Annotated in this window: 20 protein-coding genes and 1 pseudogene; 12 read left to right on the top strand and 9 right to left on the bottom strand. The window is 56.0% G+C overall.

All coding sequences use genetic code 11. From position 1 onward, the window contains the following. Together QN399_RS16540 and QN399_RS16535 are read right to left on the bottom strand one after the other, a co-directional pair. Positions 1-167 (bottom strand): annotated as a pseudogene (locus tag QN399_RS16540) (starch synthase); the annotation flags it as partial. Positions 168-1,001: 834 nt separating this feature from the next. Further along, the gene (locus tag QN399_RS16535; protein WP_322179201.1) at positions 1,002-1,187 is read right to left on the bottom strand and encodes a DUF6026 family protein; all 186 of its coding nucleotides are present in this window, start codon (positions 1,185-1,187) and stop codon (positions 1,002-1,004) included. Between the two features lie 290 nt (positions 1,188-1,477). On the opposite strand from QN399_RS16535, the gene gnd reads away from it, so the two are divergent. From gnd to QN399_RS16515, 4 genes are read left to right on the top strand one after another with little or no spacing between them, the layout of a single operon-like run. Then, complete coding sequence (gene gnd / locus QN399_RS16530; RefSeq protein ID WP_322217786.1) at positions 1,478-2,473, top strand: phosphogluconate dehydrogenase (NAD(+)-dependent, decarboxylating); 996 nt, start codon at positions 1,478-1,480, stop codon at positions 2,471-2,473. Further along, positions 2,473-4,002, top strand: a complete 1,530-nt coding sequence (zwf, locus tag QN399_RS16525; protein WP_322179203.1) for a glucose-6-phosphate dehydrogenase — start codon at positions 2,473-2,475, stop codon at positions 4,000-4,002. The genes gnd and zwf overlap by 1 nt, the downstream gene beginning before the upstream one ends. Beyond that, the gene (locus QN399_RS16520; RefSeq protein ID WP_322179204.1) at positions 3,999-4,817 is read left to right on the top strand and encodes an HAD family hydrolase; all 819 of its coding nucleotides are present in this window, start codon (positions 3,999-4,001) and stop codon (positions 4,815-4,817) included. Before zwf ends, QN399_RS16520 begins: the two co-directional genes overlap by 4 nt. A 17-nt stretch (positions 4,818-4,834) precedes the next feature. Further along, complete coding sequence (locus QN399_RS16515; protein ID WP_322179205.1) at positions 4,835-6,658, top strand: glycoside hydrolase family 15 protein; 1,824 nt, start codon at positions 4,835-4,837, stop codon at positions 6,656-6,658. Here the strand turns inward: QN399_RS16515 and nhaB are convergent. From nhaB to QN399_RS16495, 4 genes are all read right to left on the bottom strand, one after another. After that, positions 6,642-8,144 carry a sodium/proton antiporter NhaB gene (gene nhaB / locus QN399_RS16510; protein WP_322179206.1) on the bottom strand — a complete coding sequence of 501 codons (1,503 nt, stop codon included), beginning with the start codon at positions 8,142-8,144 and terminating at the stop codon, positions 6,642-6,644. The genes QN399_RS16515 and nhaB overlap by 17 nt on opposite strands. A 97-nt stretch (positions 8,145-8,241) precedes the next feature. Further along, entirely contained in the window at positions 8,242-8,922 is a 681-nt protein-coding gene (gene alkB / locus QN399_RS16505; protein WP_330201272.1) for a DNA oxidative demethylase AlkB, read from the bottom strand. 47 nt (positions 8,923-8,969) lie between these two features. Next, on the bottom strand, positions 8,970-9,149 hold the full coding sequence (locus QN399_RS16500; protein ID WP_322179208.1) for a hypothetical protein: 180 nt from the start codon (positions 9,147-9,149) through the stop codon (positions 8,970-8,972). Between the two features lie 34 nt (positions 9,150-9,183). Beyond that, a complete protein-coding gene (locus QN399_RS16495; RefSeq protein ID WP_322179209.1) occupies positions 9,184-9,489 on the bottom strand; it encodes a DUF1883 domain-containing protein in 306 nt (101 codons plus the stop codon). A 166-nt stretch (positions 9,490-9,655) separates the two neighbouring features. On the opposite strand from QN399_RS16495, the gene QN399_RS16490 reads away from it, so the two are divergent. After that, positions 9,656-10,006 (top strand): hypothetical protein, encoded by a 351-nt coding sequence (locus tag QN399_RS16490; RefSeq protein ID WP_322179210.1) that lies wholly within the window; start codon positions 9,656-9,658, stop codon positions 10,004-10,006. 51 nt (positions 10,007-10,057) lie between these two features. Next, positions 10,058-10,288 carry a hypothetical protein gene (locus QN399_RS16485; protein WP_322179211.1) on the top strand — a complete coding sequence of 77 codons (231 nt, stop codon included), beginning with the start codon at positions 10,058-10,060 and terminating at the stop codon, positions 10,286-10,288. A gap of 61 nt (positions 10,289-10,349) precedes the next feature. Here the strand turns inward: QN399_RS16485 and QN399_RS16480 are convergent, their stop codons facing one another. After that, complete coding sequence (locus QN399_RS16480) at positions 10,350-10,631, bottom strand: hypothetical protein (RefSeq protein WP_322179212.1); 282 nt, start codon at positions 10,629-10,631, stop codon at positions 10,350-10,352. A 131-nt stretch (positions 10,632-10,762) separates the two neighbouring features. Next, positions 10,763-10,951, bottom strand: coding sequence for a hypothetical protein (locus QN399_RS16475; RefSeq protein WP_322179213.1), 189 nt, complete (start codon positions 10,949-10,951; stop codon positions 10,763-10,765). Positions 10,952-11,322: 371 nt separating this feature from the next. On the opposite strand from QN399_RS16475, the gene galU reads away from it, so the two are divergent. The 3 genes from galU to QN399_RS16460 all read left to right on the top strand — a co-directional run bounded on the left by galU (position 11,323) and on the right by QN399_RS16460 (position 15,512). After that, positions 11,323-12,156, top strand: coding sequence for a UTP--glucose-1-phosphate uridylyltransferase GalU (gene galU / locus QN399_RS16470; RefSeq protein ID WP_219059733.1), 834 nt, complete (start codon positions 11,323-11,325; stop codon positions 12,154-12,156). A 128-nt stretch (positions 12,157-12,284) separates the two neighbouring features. Continuing rightward, a complete protein-coding gene (gene gorA / locus QN399_RS16465) occupies positions 12,285-13,643 on the top strand; it encodes a glutathione-disulfide reductase (protein WP_322179214.1) in 1,359 nt (452 codons plus the stop codon). Between the two features lie 45 nt (positions 13,644-13,688). Continuing rightward, the gene (locus QN399_RS16460; RefSeq protein ID WP_323565690.1) at positions 13,689-15,512 is read left to right on the top strand and encodes an ATP-binding protein; all 1,824 of its coding nucleotides are present in this window, start codon (positions 13,689-13,691) and stop codon (positions 15,510-15,512) included. A gap of 21 nt (positions 15,513-15,533) precedes the next feature. On the opposite strand, the gene QN399_RS16455 is transcribed toward QN399_RS16460, so the two are convergent. Next, the gene (locus tag QN399_RS16455; RefSeq protein ID WP_330201271.1) at positions 15,534-16,547 is read right to left on the bottom strand and encodes a DNA-binding protein; all 1,014 of its coding nucleotides are present in this window, start codon (positions 16,545-16,547) and stop codon (positions 15,534-15,536) included. Positions 16,548-16,724: 177 nt separating this feature from the next. On the opposite strand from QN399_RS16455, the gene QN399_RS16450 reads away from it, so the two are divergent. From QN399_RS16450 to ahpF, 3 genes are all read left to right on the top strand, one after another. Then, positions 16,725-17,684 carry a site-specific integrase gene (locus QN399_RS16450; protein ID WP_322216449.1) on the top strand — a complete coding sequence of 320 codons (960 nt, stop codon included), beginning with the start codon at positions 16,725-16,727 and terminating at the stop codon, positions 17,682-17,684. A 101-nt stretch (positions 17,685-17,785) separates the two neighbouring features. Beyond that, the gene (ahpC, locus tag QN399_RS16445; protein ID WP_219059729.1) at positions 17,786-18,349 is read left to right on the top strand and encodes an alkyl hydroperoxide reductase subunit C; all 564 of its coding nucleotides are present in this window, start codon (positions 17,786-17,788) and stop codon (positions 18,347-18,349) included. Positions 18,350-18,475: 126 nt separating this feature from the next. Then, a complete protein-coding gene (gene ahpF, locus QN399_RS16440) occupies positions 18,476-20,038 on the top strand; it encodes an alkyl hydroperoxide reductase subunit F (RefSeq protein ID WP_322179218.1) in 1,563 nt (520 codons plus the stop codon). Positions 20,039-20,099 lie beyond the last annotated feature (61 nt).

Below are 20,099 nucleotides of genomic sequence, written 5' to 3'. Positions count from 1 at the left end.
GTCACGAACAGAACTTTTCTTCTGTGGGTCAGGGTAATACTTGGCTGTGAAGTCGGCAGTTGCAGCAGTGGAACGCTAGTCGAAGCGAAGACCGGCAGATGGGTCAGCTCGCTGGCCGGCTGGTTAAAACTCTCTCCCTTCTGGGTTTTGGCAGCGGCGCTAATCATCTTTTTCTCCCATTCAATTCAGTGTTGGTGCAGCACTTGAGTTGTTATGGGCCATGTCCTATGGCCGGGCACACAAGCACTACGCAAGATCGGTACCTATTTACCGGTTGCGTGGTAGTAGGACGGGTGGTAATGCCCAAACTCGGGTTACGCCAATAGCTTAGGCTCTCTTTAATGATGACCCCATGGCAGAGGGCAAAGTTTCGACTTTTTTTTTACGCAGGTGTCTGGATTGCGGATCAGCGGCATTTGATTAACCACTCAAAGTGGCAGATAACAACGCATTTAACCGTCGAATCGCGCTTTTATGGGGCACGCAAACGTACAAAATCGACGCCATACCGTCCGTCTGATTGTTCGACAATCTATCCACGCGGTTCGGTTTCCAGACAAAATCACTCGATTTCAAGGACATTTAACCCAGGAAAATAGAAGTGCCTGCGCCATTTCTCGGTGCGCCGTGGGTGCTTATTGGGGCGGATATGGTTTGTTTTTTGAGCGCGGAAGATTATTTCGCTCGTGACTCAGGTCGAGCCGGCAAGGAAATGAGCGTGTATGGGGAATATAGAATTGCCTGCCGGATTGGCAGGCCTTTGGACAGTATTACTGCTGGACCACTTTAGGTACGATCGACGCAGGGGGATTGCCCCGCATCAGGCTGAAATCGTTCAAGCCTTTTAGGGGGCGCCGATGAGCCGAGGGCGCTCTTTGAAATCGAAACTGACCAGGCTTTTAGTGCAGTACAACTCATCGAAGCTCTGACCTGCCAGGTGAGTATCAAACCAGCGCTTCAATCGGGTGGTGCGTGGCTTACGGCGAGCCTGCAAAGTGATGTCATTTGCAGGCTTGCAGACCGTGAGTGGGTCCAGCCAGCAGAGGCTGAGACTCTTGCAGCAGCAAGATCAAATGGGCGACTTTATTCTGCAGTTGATCGCGTTCATCTTTCAGCTGCTTGAGCTCATCACGACGGATGCTGACATACAGGGTCTGGGGTGGACGTGCTGCTAGTAATGTACCCATTGCTCACCTCGCAAATGGTGTGTTTCAACAACGTTAGCGGGAGGGGGGCGGTAATCATCCAAGCCTTAGCCACCTTTGCCAACCACTCTCGCTGCCGATTCTGATTTCTTTTTCGCAAGAATGGAACTTTTTTATTTTTTATTGTCATGAGTGTTTCCTGATCGCGGAAGCGCGCGTTATCAGGCAGGCTCATCCCGACACCCCAGCCTGTTGCGAACTATGTCCGAGCCCTCTGGACTAACCTTTTATGTACTGCCGGGTTATCAGGTGAGGCATTCCCTTTTCTTTGCATTAAGGAGCACCACCACATGCAACTTGGAATTATTGGACTGGGCCGCATGGGCGGCAATATTGCTAGACGGTTGATGCTCAAGGGCCATTCAACCGTGGTTTACGACTGGGATGAAGCCTCCCGCACCACCCTTGCCAAAGAAGGCGCTACCGCTGTTGCAGATATTGCCGCGCTGGTGGCCGCTCTGGAGAAACCGCGCGCAGTGTGGGTCATGCTGCCAGCCGGCGAGCCGACGGAAGAGACCATCGACGTCCTCAGCCAACTGCTCGAAGCGGGTGATGTGATTATTGATGGCGGTAACACGTTCTATAAAGACGATATTCGCCGGGCCCAGGCCCTCACGCAAAAGCATTTGCACTATATCGACGTGGGTACGTCCGGCGGCGTCTGGGGCCTCGATCGTGGTTACTGCATGATGATCGGCGGCGACAGTGCGGTGGTCCAACGTCTCGATCCATTATTCGACAGCCTCGCCCCTGGCTATGGCTCGGTGGCGCGGACCAAAGGCCGCGACGCTCCCGATGATCGGGCTGAACGTGGCTACATTCACGCCGGCCCCGCAGGCTCCGGGCATTTTGTGAAGATGATTCACAATGGCATCGAGTACGGGATGATGCAGGCGTTTGCCGAAGGTTTTGACATTCTCAAAACGAAAGGCTCCGACAACCTTGCGCCTGAACAGCGCTTTGATCTGAATGTGGCTGATATCGCCGAAGTCTGGCGCCGCGGCAGCGTTGTATCCTCCTGGTTGCTGGACCTGACCGCCGATGCGCTGGTTAGCGATCCGCAACTCGAGGCCTATTCCGGTTCAGTGGCTGATAGCGGCGAAGGACGCTGGACCATTGATGCGGCCATGGAGCAGTCGGTGCCTGTGCCCGTATTGTCCGGCGCGCTGTTTGCACGTTTCCGCTCACGCCAGCAGAGTACCTATGGTGACAAACTGCTTTCTGCCATGCGCTTTGGTTTTGGCGGACATAAAGAAGGACCAAAATAATGGGGCTGCTGCACTCCAAGTCAAAACAAAAGCCTGAGGTTGCACCACCTACGACCTTGTTTCTGTTGGGCGCTCACGGTGATCTTGTCAAACGTTTATTGATGCCCGCGCTCTACAATTTGAGCCGGGACGGGTTGCTGGGCAGTGGCATTCACATCGTCGGCGTGGACCACAACGCAATCAGTGACATCGACTTCGCCAAAAAACTCGAAGACTTTATCCGCCAGGAAGCATCGGGCAAGGTCGCCGAGGGTGGGGCTGAGCCACTGGACCCGGAACTGTGGCGTCAACTCGCCTCGCGGATCAGCTACGTGCAGGGAGACTTCCTCGACGACTCCACCTATAGCGATATGGCCGAGAAGATCAAAGACACTAACACAGGGAATGCGGTGTTCTACCTGGCCACGGCACCCCGTTTTTTCAGCGAAGTCGCCAAGCGCCTGGGCTCGTCCGGGTTGCTGGAGGAGCCCGATGGTTATTTCAGGCGTGTGGTGATTGAAAAGCCATTTGGCTCCGATCTGCGTAGCGCTGAAGCCCTGAACGCCTGCCTGCTCAAGGTCATGACGGAAAAACAGATTTATCGAATCGATCACTACCTTGGCAAGGAAACGGTGCAGAACATTCTGGTCAGCCGTTTCTCCAACGGCTTATTCGAAGCCTTCTGGAATAACCACTACATCGACCACGTACAGATCACCGCTGCGGAAACCGTAGGCGTGGAAACCCGGGGCAGTTTTTACGAACATACCGGGGCGCTGCGGGACATGGTGCCCAATCACTTGTTCCAACTGTTGGCGATGATCGCCATGGAGCCACCGGCCGCCTTTGGTGCTGACGCGGTGCGTGGGGAAAAGGCCAAGGTCATCGGTGCGATTCGCCCATGGTCCGAGGAGGAGGCATTGGCTAATTCGGTGCGCGGTCAGTACACCGAAAGCACGATCGGCGACAAAAGCATTGCTGGCTACCGGGAAGAGCCCAACGTGGCAGCTGACAGCACTACGGAAACCTTTGTTGCCTTAAAAGTCATGATCGACAATTGGCGCTGGGTTGGCGTGCCATTCTATCTGCGTACAGGCAAACGCATGAGCGTCCGCGACACCGAAATAGCCATCTGCTTCAAGCCGGCGCCTTACGCACAATTTCGCGACACCGACATCGAAAGGCTCAAACCCAATTACCTGAAAATCCAGATTCAGCCTAACGAAGGCATGGGTTTCGATTTACTGGCGAAACGCCCGGGTCCGACGCTAGAACTGGAAAGCATCCGGCTTGGCTTTGCCTACAAGGATTTCTTCGAAATGCTGCCCTCCACAGGTTATGAAACGCTGATCTTTGATTGCCTTGCGGGGGATCAAACCTTGTTCCAGCGCGCCGACAACATTGAAAATGGCTGGCGTGCGGTGCAGCCGTTTCTGGATGCATGGAGCAAAAACAGCAACGTCGAGCTGTACAAGGCCGGTGAGGATGGGCCCTCTGGTGCCGATGACTTGTTGACCCGCGACGGACGTGAATGGCACAGCATCGGATGAACAGTCAACGACGACCCCTCATCCAGTTTGTGTTGTGCGATATCGACGGCACCTTGTTGCGCCCCGATCACAGTTTGAGCCCGGCAAATATCGAGGCCATCGGGCAATTACGAGCGGCTGGTATCCAGTTCACCCTGGCCAGCAGCCGTCCGCCCAGGGCGATGCGTCAGCAGGTTGAAGCATTGGGTATCGATCTGCCGACCGTGGCGTTCAACGGAGGTTTGATTACCCACCCCGATGGCCGTGTGATGTCGGCCCACCGCATTCCGCAGGCGGCAGCTATCGCCAGCCTGGCAATGTTTGCCGATCACGCGTGTGCCGTTTGGGTATTCGCCGACGATGAGTGGTTATTGCTCGATCCGAATGGCGCTTACGTTGATCACGAACGTCGTACGCTGGGCTACGACCCAATCCTCGTGCCCAGTTTCGAACCCTACCTGGACCGGATAGACAAAATCGTCGCCGCCAGTGCCGATCACGCGTTACTCAAACGTCTCGAAGCACAAGTGAATCCACACATCGCCGGGCTCGCGCTGGCCTCGCGCTCACAAGTGTATTACCTGGATGTCAACGCCGTGGCGGCGAACAAAGGCGCGGCGCTGGTGACATTGGCTGAGTATGTGGGTGTATCGCTGGCACACACGGCCGCCATCGGAGACGGGGGCAACGATGTCGCGATGTTTCATAAGGCGGGACTGTCGATTGCCATGGGCCAGGGCGAGGAAAGCGTGCGCAGCCAAGCTGACTACGTCACCGGCAGCAACTTGGAGGACGGCGTGGCGACGGCAATCAAACGCTACATTCTGCCAGCCTGAATTTTTGGATACCTACTATGGCCGCACTGATTGAAGACTATGCATTGCTCGGCAATTGCAGGACTGCTGCGCTAGTCACAAAGGACGGTTCGCTGGACTGGCTGTGCTTCCCTCGATTCGATGCGCCAGCCTGTTTCGCCGCTTTGCTCGGTGATAGCGATAACGGCCGCTGGAAAATCAGCCCGAAAGATCCGATCAAGCACACCGAAAGGCACTACCGCGAGGGCACGTTGATTCTCGAAACCTTGTTCGAGACCGACACCGGGCGCGCCATGCTGATCGACTTCATGCCCACGGAAACCGCCAGCAACGTGGTACGCATCGTGGTGGGACTGGAAGGGTGCGTGGGGTTCGAGCTGGACCTGTCCATACGTTTTGATTACGGCAGCAGTGTGCCGTGGGTTGAAATGCGCGATCCGCATACCCTGACGGCTGTTGCCGGGCCTGAAATGTTGGTGCTGCGCACGCCGACAGCATTGCATGCGCTGGATCACCGCACTGGCAGCGACTTTCTGGTCGAGGCTGGACAGCGCAAGGTGTTCGTCCTCAGTCATCAAGCGTCGAATCATCCAGTCCATACCGTTATCGACGGCGAAAAAGCGCTGAAAACAACTGAGCAATTCTGGCGGAAGTTTTCTGATCGATGCCCGGAGGTCGGCCAGTGGTCAGCTCAGGTCAAGCGTTCGCTGATCACCCTCAAAGCACTCACGTATGAGCCTACCGGCGGCATCGTCGCGGCGGTGACAACGTCACTGCCAGAGCAGTTGGGCGGAGAACGGAATTGGGATTACCGTTATTGCTGGCTGCGAGACGCAACAATGACCCTCCTGGCATTCATGAACCTGGGTTATTACGAAGAGGCCAGCGCATGGCGGGAATGGCTGTTGCGCTCCGTGGCCGGCAATCCGGAACAGATACAGATTATGTACGGCCTGGGCGGCGAACGGCGTCTGCCGGAATACGAGCTGCCTTGGCTCGGAGGCTACGAAAACTCACGTCCGGTGCGAATCGGCAACGCTGCGGCGACGCAAATGCAACTGGATGTGTATGGCGAGGTCGCCGATGCCATGACTCAGGCCAGTAAAGGTGGTTTGCCAAGGCCGCCACGCAGCACGGCCATCATCAAGGTGATCATGCCGTTTCTGGAAAATGTCTGGCACCTGCCTGACAAGGGCATATGGGAAATTCGTTCTGAGCCAAGGCACTTCACCCATTCCAAGGTCATGGCCTGGGTTGCCTTCGACCGCAACGCGCACTTCGCTGCCCAAGTGGCTGAAACCGAAGAGGACCACGCATTGGCGCGCCATTGCCGTGCGGTTGCCGATGAAATTCATGCGGACGTGTGCCTCAATGGCTTCGATCCGCAACTGGGCAGTTTTGTACAGACCTATGGTTCGACAGCGCTGGATGCCAGCCTGTTGCAGATCGCCTTGACCGGATTTTTGCCGGCAAATGACCCTCGGGTAATCGGCACCGTTGCCGCGATAGAAAAGGCCCTGATGCAAGAGGGTCTGCTGCTGCGCTACGACAGTGATCGGACGCAGGATGGGGTCTCCGGTAGCGAGGGGACCTTCCTGGTGTGTTCGTTCTGGCTTGCCGATGTATATGTGCTGCTGGGCCGTCATGCTGAGGCCCGCGCGTTGTTTGATCGATTGTGCGGCTTGTGCAATGACGTTGGGTTGCTGGCTGAGCAATATGACGTCTTGGGGAAGCGCATGCTCGGCAACTTCCCTCAGGCGTTCAGTCACATCGGCATTATCAACACGGCGCTGAACCTGCACCGCACGGCGTGCCCGGCCAAGGCACGAGCCAGCGGTTGTGCTGCTACAACCAATAGCTGACCGCGTACCAACCCAAAAGGCCCATGACCACGGTGTAGGGCAGGGCCATCCAGACCATGCGCCCGTAGGACAGGCGTATCAGGGGGGCAATCGCCGAAGTCAGCAGAAACAAAAACGCTGCCTGACCATTCGGTGTGGCAACGCTGGGCAGGTTGGTCCCGGTGTTGATTGCAATAGCCAGTGCCTCGAAGTGTTCACGGCTCATGTGCCCGGAAATAAACGCCTGCTTCACTTCGGTGATGTAAATGGTGGCAACGAACACGTTATCGCTGATAGCCGACAGCAGGCCATTGGCAATGAATAGCATGCCTGGCTGTTGCTCGGGCGGCAGGCTCAGCACCCAGTGGATCAGCGGCGTGAACAGTTGCTGATCGTGAATCACCGCGACGACAGCAAAGAACGTGACGAGCAGGGCCGTGAAGGGCATTGCATCCTTGAATGCCTCGCCGATGCGGCTGTCTTCGGTGATCCCGGTAAACGCCGTGATCAGCACAATTACCAGCAGGCCGATCAGTCCCACTTCGGCGATATGGAACGCCAGCCCGCCAATCAGAATCAGCGCTGACAGCCCCTGCACGATCAAGGCTGCGCGTTGGTCGTTGGTTCGTTCGGCATTATCTTGAGCTGCGTAGTCAGCCAGCACCTTGCGCACGCTGACGGGCAACAAGGCGCCGTAGCCGAACCAGCCCAGTTTTTCCAGCAACACACAGGTCACGAGTCCGGCCACCAACACTGGCAGTGAAACAGGTGCGACATACAGGAAAAACTGGCTGAAATTCCAGCCCATTTCATGCCCGATCAATAGATTCTGTGGCTCGCCAACCAGGGTGCAGACACCGCCGAGTGCCGTACCGACTGCGCCGTGCATTAACAAACTGCGCAGGAACGAGCGGAATTGGTCCAAGTCGGCATGGTGATCGGTGTGCAGGCTCTGATCATCGTTGAATGCAATCGGTTCGCGTGGATTGTTGCCCGAGGCGACCCGGTGATAGACCGAATAGAAGCCAACCCCAGCGCTGATGATGACTGCCGTCACGGTCAGCGCATCCAGAAATGCCGAGAGAAACGCTGACAAGAAGCAAAACATCAACGCGAGGATGCTTTTCGAGCGCACACCGAGCAAGAGACGGGAAAATAGGAACAACAACAGGTCTTTCATGAAGTAGATGCCTGCGACCATGAACATCAACAGCAGGATCACCGGGAAATTGTGCAGCAGTTCGTCATACAGTGCCTGCGGGCTGGTCATCTTCATCAGCAAGGCTTCGATCATCAATAACCCGCCGGGCAGCAGCGGGTAACACTTGAGCGCCATCGCCAAGGTGAAAATAAACTCACCCACCAGCAGCCATCCTGCTGCAACCGGGCCAGCCACCCACAGTAACAGTGGGTTGACGACCAAAAACAGCAGCAGACAAAGCTTGTACCAGCGCGGTGAATGTCCGAGAAAATTGTGCGCGAAGGCGCTGGCCAAAGAGCGGAGCATGGAAAGTCCTTGAGGTAAGACGTGCCGGCAAAGTGCCGTATGCGATGGTCAAGATCAAGCGCGGGGTTTAGTTACAGTCTTTCGGGGGCGGCGCGCTTTACCCGGCCTTGCGAAAGGTAAAGTTGATACGCTGTTCACCCAGCAGCGGATGCTCAGCGTGTTTGAGTGGCAAGACGCCATGGTAGCGCAGTCGGTCTTCTCCGCCCCACACCACCACGTCGCCATGAAACAGCGGGACGCGTTGGGCTTTGTCGCTACGCGCCATGCCGCCAAACAAGAACATGGCCGGGATGCCCAAGGACACCGAGACGACCGGCCACTCATAGTCGAGTTCGTTTTTGTCCTGATGCAAGGACATTTTTGCCCCAGGTGCATAGCGGTTGATCAGGCAGACATCGGGCACGAAGCCTGCAAATCCGGTCTTGCTCGCCGCCGCCTGGGCCAGTTGCATGAACACATCAGGCAAGCCTGGCCATGGGTTGCCGGAGCCTGGATCGATTGGGGTATAGCGGTAGCCGCTGCGGTCAGTGACCCAGCCGAGACTGCCGCAATTGCTCAAGGCCGCCGACATAGTGAAACCACCAGGGGTGACCATATGCCTGAAAGGGGCCTCGCTGAGAACACGCTCCAGCGCAGGCAATAGGTGTTCGCCCCGCGACAGAGCGAATCCCCTGAGGACAAACGAGCGCGGGCCGATGTGTTCAATGCAGGGCGCCGGCAGAGTGTCATCGGCGAACAAGTCAAGGGTGGCAGGCACCGAACGCTCACTTCGAATCATGGGAAGTCTCTGCTGATTCGTCTGTGTGCCCGTCGCTCAAGCGCGACTCAGAGCGCCTTACTGACTTTGACGTCGGTCACTTTATCGTCGCTGCCGTTGTGCATTTTTTCGAGAGTCGCCTTAGCTTCCTCGGAGGAGGCTGATTGCAGCTGAGCAAACTCAAACCGGCGTTCGCCGTTGAGTTTGTAGCTGATAGCGTATTTGGTGGTAGCGGTGGGAGTGCTCACAAGGGATTCCTTTTCTGACACGATTCAAGCGTTATCAGCTCAGCCGGGTTGCCGAACGACGAACAATCTTGATGGTGTGAGTGAACGACGGCTTGCGGCCACCGCCCGTATCGACTTTTCGCCCCGCGGTATCAATGGTGATGTTCCAGAAACCGGTGCTGGGTGCCACAATCTTCGCCGGGAATCTGTCGAAAGCACCGCCGTGGTAAGTGTGGCGGCCGCCGTTCTTGAAACTGCGGAAATTCGCGTCATTCATCAAGCGGATATTGCAGAGCTGGGAACACTCAATGACGACGATGTCGTCTTCGTTGAGATGCTCGCGCTGGTGTACAAATTTCATGGTGTCTCCGAAAAAGGCTTTTTCTGCAAAATCAAAACGATAGCATGAGCGCGCAGGCATTTAATCGCCGATACCCATTTTATTACGTTAATACTCGATAAAAAGTGCCTAAACCCGGATCTAATCGTTCTCAGGCTTGTCGTAGGATTCTAACTGGAGGGATTGTATGAAATTGGCAGTAGTTTTTTTGGCTCTCGCGATGACCGGCTGCGCGACTCTTGAAGAGATTGAGCATACCCCACCTACCATGAGCGTAATTTCCGGCAAGAGCCCGAAAGCCTATGCCGATTGCTTGGTGGGTAAGCTAGCCAATAGCCGCAAGCCGCCGTTGATCGAGGCAAACAATGATGGCTTGCGCGTCATCATTGCGCAAAAATTCAGCTCGGACCCCGCAGCAGTGGTGATGATCGAAAACCGTTCCAGTGGCAGCTCAATCAAGGTCTACGAACGTATCGCGAACATGCCGCTGCGGCCCATGGATGTCCAGAAAGCCGCCACAGATTGCATCTCCGGCTGAAGCCGGAAGCAGGTCTGACGGGGTGGAGAGTTTCGATTGTTTGAGGGATGTATGAAGCGAGAGTTGGTGACGCTGCGGCATGCAGAAGGGAATATTTCGACCACTCACATCATTCAGAATCCGGCCACTGCGGGGGAGTGGATCGTATTTTTCAAGACAAGCGCGGGCACAAGCTTTTTTCTGGTAGATGATGACGACGAAGTCGAGTCTTTCTACCAGTTGGACGAGTTGGTGGTAACCATCCGCGGGCTGGGTATCAAGTTTGCGGAAATTCACCTGTAAAAGCCCTGTCAGTTCAAAAAAACAGTCGACGGGGCATTTTCTGGTGGACGTGAAGTCAGTGCTACTTACAGGTCACGATTACGTTGCGGCTTTTGTAGTTGCCTACGTCGACGCCTAGCGTTTTGTCGCTTTCTTTAGGTTGCGCCGTCCCATTAGTCGCAACAATGTTGTAGCCCGTGCCTGCGCAGGAGGCGTCCGCTTTCTCGTAGCAACTGCTCCAAGACATGGCTTCTCCTGAACAGTCGATGCTCAGGCCCTGCTGGCCGTTGTTCAAGTAGGTATTAGACGCGGTCGCACAGCCGGTGAGCCCCAGTACAGCGATAACTGATAAAAGTTTGTTCATGGTTTCATGCTTCGTGATGAGCGCTATCGAGGAGTGTCTGCCATTTTTTCGACCGACTGATGGCGTAATAGTTGCACGCGAATCATGCGAGATTTACGTCCCGCACACATCGGCATCGCGACCATCGACGATCAGGGTTTAGGGTTGGAGCGGCGGCGCGGGGCTTTGGGTTGGTCTTGCAGGACTGCGGCGACTTCGATGGCTGCGCTTTCCGAGGCGAACGGACCCGCAATAGCTTCGCCAAGGGCATCAGACACCCACCATTGGCCGTCCTGCAATTTGTTGATCAGGTATCCATTAACGCTTTTCACTTCCGACATCATCAATCTCTTTGGATGTTCCAGGCCGTGCATGATAAAGCGCATGTCCACACGCTGCACTTTATTCCCGCACAACCAAGCGGGGTCAACTACGCTTGAGCGAGTCACGGCGCACCGTGTTCAAGGTGTAGGGGCCTTGGCTCAAGTGATTGAATGTGCGCCGTCCGGCAGACAGATTTCGATCATATATGTGATTTGAAGCGTGGACCAACAGTCTTTGAAGCGTGCAATATCTACGATGTTGCGGAACTATATGTGCTGAAATTCCTCTACCAAAGCAGCGGACGGCCAGTGACGGGGCATTGTAAGGTTGCCGCCGCCTGATTAGACTGCGCCGCAAACAGCCACAGCCTTTTTTATTAGGGACTTATATGATCAAGAAATGCTTGTTCCCAGCAGCCGGTTACGGCACTCGCTTTCTGCCAGCGACAAAAGCCATGCCCAAGGAAATGCTGCCGGTGGTCAACAAGCCACTGATCCAATACGGCGTGGAAGAAGCACTTGATGCAGGTCTGAATGAAATCTCCATCGTCACGGGTCGTGGCAAACGAGCTCTGGAAGACCACTTTGACATCAGCTATGAGCTGGAAAACCAGATCAAGGGTACCGACAAGGAAAAATACCTGGTCGGTATTCGTCGCCTGATCGACGAATGCAGCTTCTCCTACACGCGCCAGACCGAAATGAAAGGCCTGGGCCACGCAATCCTCAGTGGTCGCCCTTTGATCGGCAACGAAGCGTTTGCTGTCGTACTGGCCGATGACCTGTGTGTGAACCTTGAAGGTGAGGGCGTTCTGGCTCAGATGGTCAAGCTGCATAAGCACTATGGCTGCTCGATCATTGCGATTCAGGAAGTCGATCCACAGGAAACCAACAAGTATGGTGTGATCGCTGGTGATGAAATCAAGGACGGTCTCTACCGCGTCACTAACATGGTAGAAAAGCCGGCTCCTGAGGACGCACCGTCCAATCTCGCGATTATCGGCCGCTATATCCTGACCCCTGACATCTTCAAATTGATCGAAGAGACTCCGCCGGGCAAAGGCGGTGAAATCCAGATCACCGACGCCCTGATGAAACAGGCCGAGCAAGGCAACGTGCTGGCCTACAAGTTCAAGGGCAAGCGTTTTGACTGCGGTGGCGCTGAAGGCTACATCGAAGCGACCAACTTCTGCTTCGAGCACTTCTACAAGAAGGGCAGCTAAGCATCTGAGTTTCTTTCAGGCTTGCTTATAGGACAAAGCCACCTTCGGGTGGCTTTGTCGTTTCTGGCCAACAGCGCTGACCGACAATGCCGAAGCGGTTATGCTGTTGGCCTGCTAAGGAGACAGCAATGGCCTACGACTTCGACCTTTTTGTGATTGGTGCCGGTTCCGGCGGTGTACGAGCGGCACGTTTTGCCGCCGGTTTTGGTGCGCGCGTAGCGGTTGCGGAAAGCCGATACCTGGGTGGTACCTGTGTCAACGTGGGTTGTGTGCCGAAAAAATTGCTGGTCTACGGCGCTCACTATTCTGAAGATTTTGAGCAAGCCAAAGGCTTTGGCTGGTCGGTCGGTGAGGCCAGGTTCGATTGGCCGACCTTGATTGCCAACAAAGACCGTGAAATCCACCGCCTTAATGACATCTATCGCAACCTGCTGGTTAACAGTGGCGTGACTCTGCTTGAGGGGCACGCCAAGCTGCGCGATCCGCATCAGGTTGAAATCGGCGGTCAGATTTACAGCGCCGAACACATTTTGATCGCGACCGGCGGCTGGCCACAGGTCCCGGAATTCCCTGGAAGCGAACTCGCGATTACCTCTCAGGAGGCTTTTTTCCTCAAACAGCTGCCAAAACGTATCGTAGTGGTTGGCGGTGGCTATATCGCCGTGGAGTTTGCGTCGATCTTCAACGGTCTTGGCGCTGAGGTCACTCAGCTGTATCGCGGCGAATTATTCCTGCGCGGTTTCGATGGTGCCGTTCGGACGCATCTGCAGCAAGAACTGACCAAGCGCGGCATTGATCTGCAATTCAATTCCGATATCGCGCGAATCGACAAACAAGACGACGGTAGTTTGCAGTTGTCGCTCAAGGACGGTCGTCAATTGACCGCCGACTGCGTGTTTTACGCCACCGGGCGGCGGCCGATGCTGGATAATCTGGGGCTGGAAAATACCCGGATCAAGCTCGACAAGGCTGGCTATATCGAAGTCGACGAGCGCTATCAAAGCAGCGAACCGTCGATTCTGGCGATTGGCGACGTCATCGGTGGGGTGCAGCTGACGCCAGTCGCGCTGGCCGAAGGCATGGCGGTTGCTCGGCGCCTGTTCAAGCCTGAGCAGTATCGTCCGGTTGACTACACTCATATTCCAACGGCGGTTTTCAGTCTGCCGAACATTGGTACCGTGGGCCTGAGCGAGGAAGATGCCAGGAAAGCAGGGCACGAGGTTCAGATTTTTGAAAGCCGTTTCCGCCCAATGAAGCTGTCGCTCACCGACAATCAGGAGCGCACGCTGATGAAGCTGGTGGTCGACGTCAAAACGGATAAGGTGCTCGGTTGCCACATGGTCGGGCCAGATGCCGGCGAAATCATCCAGGGCTTGGCCATCGCGTTGAAAGCCGGCGCCACCAAACAGATATTCGATGAAACCATTGGTGTACACCCGACGGCAGCCGAGGAATTTGTCACGTTGCGTACGCCCGTCGCCAGCTAAGCTGGTTAAATATCGCCAGTCATCACTCGAGCTGCAGGATGAGGATTGAGCCATGCAGAAGAAATTTTCAGGACGTGGGTCAGTTTCTTGAGTAGCCACAACCTTTGGGGCGCTGTGCCCTGGAGCGAGGAGGCGCGGTTAGCTGCGCTTGCTCACTTCAACATCCTCGACACGTTACCAGAGCAGGCATTCGACGATATTGCCTGTCTCGCGGCCCAACTGTGCGAGGTGCCGATGGCGCAGATCAATCTGATCGATGCCGGGCGCCAGTGGCCAAAGGCTCAGGCCGGGCTGGCGTTGCCGGAAGTGCTCTTCGCAGATTCCATTTGCGTTCAGACGATTCGTCAGCCCGGCGTGATGATGGTCGCCGATCTGCGAGTGGATCCACGTTTCGCCGATAACCCTCTGGTCGCCAATGCCCCAAACCTGCGTTTTTATGCCGGGACCGCGCTACTCACCGCTGAAGGGCTGCCGCTGGGTACGCTCTGTGTCTACGATGTAGAGCCTCGACATCTTTCCGAGTCGAAGCTTGCCGCTCTGGTCGCCTTGGCACGACAGGTGGTCAGCCAGTTGGAGTTGCGTCGGGCTTTGTACGATCAGCAAGAAGCGCTGCGTGATCTCAATGAGGGTCTGGAGCGGCGGGTGGCAGAGCGCACCCTGGAAATGCTTCGGATCAACGAATTGCTTCAAGTCGAAATGAGAGAGCGTGAAAACGCTGAAGAGGCGTTGCGCCATGCACAAAAAATGGACGCTATCGGGCAACTGACTGGCGGTATTGCCCACGACTTCAACAACATGCTGACGGGCGTACTTGGCGCGCTTGAGTTGATTCAGCGACGCGTCGCCGCCGGGCGCGTAGGGGAAATCGGTCGCTATATTGATGCGGCGATGACCTCGGCCAACCGTGCGGCCTCGTTGACGCACCGACTACTGGCGTTTGCCCGGCGTCAGTCGCTGAACCCGAAGGCGGTGGACGTGAATCGGATGGTGATCTCCATGGAGGAGTTGCTGCGGCGCACGCTTGGCGAAAGTATCGTATTGCGCACTGACCTTCAGGCTCGCTTGTGGCAAGCCAACACCGACGAACATCAGTTGGAAAACGCCTTGTTGAACCTGGTGATCAATGCCCGCGACGCGATGCCTGGCGGTGGACAGCTGACGATCAGAACAGCCGTCGCGCGCATCGATATCCAGCAGGACACGCTGGCGCCCGGTGAGTACGTGCTGCTGAGCGTTGAGGACAGCGGTAGCGGAATGTCGGCCGAGGTGCTCGGTCGTGCCTTCGATCCCTTTTTTACCACCAAGCCGATCGGGCAGGGCACCGGGCTAGGGTTGTCCATGGTTTACGGGTTCATCAAGCAAACCGGTGGTCATGTGCACATCGACAGCGCCGAGGGGCAGGGTGCGCGTATTCATTTGTATTTGCCTTGCCATCTGGAGCGGGGTGAGCGGCATATCGCCGAACACGAAAACCCGAGCCCGCCGCGGGCGCTAAAGGGCGAGCGAGTGCTGGTGGTCGAGGGCGAGGTGGCAGTGCGCACGCTGGTGATCGATGAATTGCGTGAGCTAGGTTACGCGACGCTTGAGGCTGGCGACGGTGAAGCCGCACTCATTGTGTTGCAAGGCCAGGAGCGTATTGATCTGCTGGTCAGTGATGTCGTGCTGCCAGGGCTTGACGGGCAACAACTGGCAGACACTGCCCGACAGCATCGTCCTGATCTGAGTGTGTTGTTCATGACGGGTTATGCGAGTAGTGCTGAAATGTGCGCGGGGTTTCTTGATCAAGGCATGGATATGTTGATCAAACCATTCAGCATCGATGAGCTGGCACTCAAAGTGCGCAAAATGATCGAGCGCGCACGACCTTGAGCGCGAGGGCCTGAGTGTTGATTACAGTTGCGGTGTTGGTATTTCGGACACTTCGTTGATAGCTGAATGAGATGTGCGCAGGTTTTCCAGGGCTAACTCAGCCTTGATCAACTCGAGCTGAAGTGTTTGGTTTGACTGTTGTTGCTCGGTCAGAACCTGTTTTAGCAGATCACTTTCGCTCTGTGCTGCACTCAGGCGTTCTTGCAGTAATGCGCATTGGGTGTGCGTGTGTTGGTACTGCTCGCTCAGACGTGCCGATTGGTTCGTCGCCTTATTCAATTGCTCTTGCCGCGCGCTCAGCTCGCGCAGGGTGCTGCGGGTTTCGGCCAGCAAGCGCTCATTGTCACGGTTCAGTTGGGTGATCTCATCCTGGCGCATCATCGCGCTTTGTTGTGCCTGACGCAGCTCCATCTGCACCTGTTGCAACTGCCCCTCGTGACGACGCTGTTCCTGCTCACGCTGTTCCTTGACTGAGTTGCGATAGTGCTCAAGAGCGTCACGCGCATGCAGGTGTTTTTCCTCCAGCGACCGTATTTGTCCCTCCTTGTCCTGCACGCGAAGCTCAAGATCCTGATGGGCTTGAAAGAGGCGGGCGGTAGTTGTTTGCTCGGTATGCAGCAACTGGCGAGTGGCGTCCAGCGCTGCGTTTTGTACGCGAAGATCATCGCTTTGGGCGGTGAACTGGATTTGTAGCTCGCTCAGCTGGTGCTGTGCTGCCATCAATTCCTGTCGCAGTTCATCCTGTTTAGCTGTAAAGGCGTTTTGCGCCTGGTCGACAAGCGCTTGCGCCTGTTCCTGTAATCGCTGCGCCAGTCGACTCACCAGCTCAGTCAACTCGTCCCCGATCTCGGCCTGTGGCGCATTGCTGCGGGCATCAGTTTCGTCCAATTCCTTCAAATAACGGTGAATGGTCGTCTTCGAGCCGGTGTTACCCATTTCGATACGTACTGCGTCGATGCTCGGGTGCTCGCCGCGGGCAAGCAGCGCGGTGCGTGCCATTTGAACGACTGCCTTGTTTACACCGCCGCGTGCCATGTCGAACTCCTACGATTTCGTACTGTGGTATGTACTCTGTAATTACATACTATATTAATGTGAATTATGCTGCTGTATTTCTAAAAATACACATGGGATATTAAGGTATTATCCAATCCGATCCGCAAAAAACGCGTTTCAACCGCGCTTTTCAGTACACAAACGGAATCTCCAACCATGAATGATCTCGATCGCTACTTATCAGCTGCGATCCGTGACAACACGCGGCGCAGCTACCGGGCGGCCATCGAGCATTTCGAAGTGACGTGGGGCGGGTTTCTGCCCGCGACCAGCGACAGCGTGGCGCGCTACCTGGTGGCGTATGCCGGCGTGCTGTCGATCAACACGCTGAAGTTGCGCTTGTCTGCATTGGCGCAATGGCACAACAGCCAAGGATTTGTAGACCCGACCAAAGCGCCCGTCGTACGAAAGGTGTTCAAGGGTATTCGCGCCCTGCATCCCGCTCAGGAGAAACAGGCTGAGCCACTGCAACTGCAACAGCTGGAACACGTGGTGGCGTGGCTCGATCAAGAAGCCGTACAGGCGCTGGCCGATAACAATCAGCCTGAGCTTTTGCGTTGTCGTCGCGATGCGGCGCTGATCCTGCTGGGATTCTGGCGAGGTTTTCGCAGCGACGAACTGTGTCGCCTGGACATCGAACATGTTCAAGCCGTCGCGGGCTCGGGGATCAGTCTGTACCTGCCACGCAGCAAAAGTGATCGGGACAATCTGGGCAAAACCTACCAGACTCCGGCACTTCAGCGTTTATGCCCGGTACAGGCCTACATCGAGTGGATCAATTGCGCAGCTCTGGTGCGCGGCCCGGTATTCAGAGCCATTGATCGCTGGGGCAATCTGGGCGAAGAGGGCTTGCACGCCAACAGCATCATTCCGTTGCTGCGTCAGGCGTTGGAGCGTGCGGGCATTCCCGCCGAGCAGTACACCAGTCACTCATTACGCCGGGGTTTTGCCACGTGGGCGCACCGCAGCGGTTGGGACCTGAAGTCGCTGATGAGCTATGTCGGCTGGAAAGACATGAAGTCGGCTTTGCGCTACATCGAAGCCACGCCATTCATGTCAATGAGTGGCGGCGCAGAGGCTCCAGTGATTTCTTCTATTAATAAACATCTCTTATAGTGAAAACCAATCAGCGGCATGAGGTTTGCCAATGAGCCCATGCAGCCGGTTGTGCGTAAGATCCGTCTCATAGATTTTTCCAACCACCAGGAGATTCATCGATGCCTATCATCAACAGCCAAGTCAAGCCATTCAAAGCCACTGCGTTCGCCAACAACGCATTCGTCGACGTCTCTGAAGCCGACCTGAAAGGCAAATGGTCTGTCGTATTCTTCTACCCAGCTGACTTCACCTTCGTTTGCCCTACCGAACTGGGCGATCTGGCTGATAACTATGCTGAGTTCAAGAAACTGGGCGTTGAAATCTACGGCGTGTCGACTGACACCCATTTCGCTCACAAAGCTTGGCACGACACGTCCGAGGTGATCAGCAAAGTCCAGTTCCCATTGATCGGCGACCCGACTCACGTGATCTCGCGTAACTTTGATGTGCTGATCGAAGAAGCAGGTCTGGCTGACCGTGGCACCTTCGTGATCAACCCTGAAGGTCAGATCAAAATCGTTGAACTCAACGATGGTGGCGTAGGCCGTGATGCTTCCGAGCTGCTGCGCAAGGTCAAAGCTGCTCAGTACGTTGCTGCTCACCCAGGCGAAGTTTGCCCTGCCAAATGGAAAGAAGGCGAAGCCACTCTGGCCCCGTCTCTTGATCTGGTCGGCAAGATCTAAGTCGACATGCATCGGCTGGGGGCCATGAGCTCTTAAGCACGTAATCCGCATCGCCCCCAAAAACGCCCGGGCGACCATCGCCTGGGCGTTGTTTTTTCTAGCGTACAAAAAAAGGAAATCGCCCTCATGTTGGACGCCACTCTTAAAGCCCAGCTGAAGTCATACCTGGAGCGGGTTACCCTGCCGTTCGAGATCGTTGCATCCCTTGATGACGGCGCGAAATCCGAAGAAATGCTCGCGCTGCTCAAAGACGTCGTCAGTCTGACGCCGCACATCACCTTGCTCGACAGCGGGACTGATGCGCGCACGCCGTCGTTCTCGTTGAACCGCCCGGGAGCCGATATCAGCCTGCGCTTTGCCGGCATCCCAATGGGCCACGAATTCACCTCGCTGGTGTTGGCGCTGTTGCAAGTTGGCGGCCATCCGTCCAAAGCCAGCGCAGACGTTATCGAACAGATTCGCTCGCTCAAGGGCGAATTCAATTTTGAAACCTATTTTTCCCAGTCTTGCCAGAACTGCCCGGACGTCGTTCAAGCCTTGAACTTGATGGCCGTACTCAACCCTGGCATCCGTCACGTCGCCATCGACGGTGCATTGTTCCAGGCTGAAGTCACTGACCGGCAGATCATGTCCGTGCCGAGCGTTTACCTGAACGGTGAATTGTTTGGTCAGGGTCGCATGGGGCTGGAGGAAATTCTGGCCAAGATCGACACAAGCGCAGGTGATAGGCAAGCTGAAAAGCTCAATGCCAAAGACGCCTTTGATGTGCTGATAGTCGGTGGTGGCCCTGCCGGTGCGGCGGCTGCGGTCTACGCGGCACGCAAAGGCATTCGTACCGGTGTTGCGGCTGAGCGTTTTGGCGGTCAGGTGCTTGATACCATGGCCATCGAGAACTTCATCTCTGTTCAGCACACCGAGGGCCCTAAACTGGCCGTTGCGCTGGAAGAGCACGTCAAGCAATACGACGTCGACATTATGAACCTGCAGCGCGCGGATCAGCTGATTCCGGGCAAGGCCGGAGCGTTGCACGAAGTGAAGTTCGCCAGCGGCGCCTCGCTCAAATCCAGGACCGTTATTCTCGCGACTGGCGCAAGGTGGCGCGAAATGAACGTCCCCGGCGAGCAGCAATACCGCAACCGTGGCGTGGCGTACTGCCCACACTGCGATGGCCCGCTGTTCAAGGGTAAACGTGTCGCCGTGATTGGTGGTGGCAACTCGGGTGTAGAAGCAGCTATCGACCTGGCGGGTGTCGTCAGTCATGTCACCTTGCTGGAGTTTGATGTCCAGCTGCGCGCCGACGCAGTGTTGCAGCGCAAGCTCAACAGCCTGCCGAACGTCACGGTGATCACCAGCGCGCAGACCACGGAAGTGACGGGCGACGGCCAAAAGGTCAACGGCTTGCTCTACAAAAATCGCCAATCCGGCGAAACATTGACCATCGAGCTAGAAGGGATCTTCGTCCAGATCGGCTTGCTGCCTAACACTGACTGGCTCAAAGGCACCCTCGAGTTGTCACCGCGCGGCGAGATCGTTGTTGATTCACGTGGCGAAACCTCTATTCCCGGGATTTTCGCCGCCGGTGACGTCACCACCGCGCCCTACAAGCAGATCATCATCGCGCTGGGCGAAGGTGCCAAAGCATCGTTGAGTGCGTTCGATCACTTGATCCGTACTTCTGCACCGGAGTGATTCAGGCGCTTGCGATTAAGGAGCCTCCTGCATGCAGGGGGCTTTTTGATAACAATCGTAC

The organism is Pseudomonas sp. 10C3 (assembly GCF_036346185.1).
In the GTDB taxonomy this organism is placed as follows: domain Bacteria; phylum Pseudomonadota; class Gammaproteobacteria; order Pseudomonadales; family Pseudomonadaceae; genus Aquipseudomonas.
This window is presented reverse-complemented; position numbering and strand designations above follow the sequence as displayed.

Bases quoted from the DNA above. Each gene is read 5' to 3' on its own strand.
- QN399_RS16490 (WP_322179210.1), top strand. From the start codon at position 9,656: ATGAAATTGGCAGTAGTTTTTTTGGCTCTCGCGATGACCGGCTGCGCG.
- ahpC (WP_219059729.1), top strand. From the start codon at position 17,786: ATGCCTATCATCAACAGCCAAGTCAAGCCATTCAAAGCCACTGCGTTC.
- alkB (WP_330201272.1), bottom strand. From the start codon at position 8,922: ATGATTCGAAGTGAGCGTTCGGTGCCTGCCACCCTTGACTTGTTCGCC.
- galU (WP_219059733.1), top strand. From the start codon at position 11,323: ATGATCAAGAAATGCTTGTTCCCAGCAGCCGGTTACGGCACTCGCTTT.
- gorA (WP_322179214.1), top strand. From the start codon at position 12,285: ATGGCCTACGACTTCGACCTTTTTGTGATTGGTGCCGGTTCCGGCGGT.
- QN399_RS16480 (WP_322179212.1), bottom strand. From the start codon at position 10,631: ATGAACAAACTTTTATCAGTTATCGCTGTACTGGGGCTCACCGGCTGT.
- ahpF (WP_322179218.1), top strand. From the start codon at position 18,476: ATGTTGGACGCCACTCTTAAAGCCCAGCTGAAGTCATACCTGGAGCGG.
- QN399_RS16535 (WP_322179201.1), bottom strand. From the start codon at position 1,187: ATGGGTACATTACTAGCAGCACGTCCACCCCAGACCCTGTATGTCAGC.
- nhaB (WP_322179206.1), bottom strand. From the start codon at position 8,144: ATGCTCCGCTCTTTGGCCAGCGCCTTCGCGCACAATTTTCTCGGACAT.
- QN399_RS16485 (WP_322179211.1), top strand. From the start codon at position 10,058: ATGAAGCGAGAGTTGGTGACGCTGCGGCATGCAGAAGGGAATATTTCG.
- QN399_RS16520 (WP_322179204.1), top strand. From the start codon at position 3,999: ATGAACAGTCAACGACGACCCCTCATCCAGTTTGTGTTGTGCGATATC.
- QN399_RS16515 (WP_322179205.1), top strand. From the start codon at position 4,835: ATGGCCGCACTGATTGAAGACTATGCATTGCTCGGCAATTGCAGGACT.
- QN399_RS16495 (WP_322179209.1), bottom strand. From the start codon at position 9,489: ATGAAATTTGTACACCAGCGCGAGCATCTCAACGAAGACGACATCGTC.
- QN399_RS16450 (WP_322216449.1), top strand. From the start codon at position 16,725: ATGAATGATCTCGATCGCTACTTATCAGCTGCGATCCGTGACAACACG.
- QN399_RS16455 (WP_330201271.1), bottom strand. From the start codon at position 16,547: ATGGCACGCGGCGGTGTAAACAAGGCAGTCGTTCAAATGGCACGCACC.
- QN399_RS16475 (WP_322179213.1), bottom strand. From the start codon at position 10,951: ATGTCGGAAGTGAAAAGCGTTAATGGATACCTGATCAACAAATTGCAG.
- zwf (WP_322179203.1), top strand. From the start codon at position 2,473: ATGGGGCTGCTGCACTCCAAGTCAAAACAAAAGCCTGAGGTTGCACCA.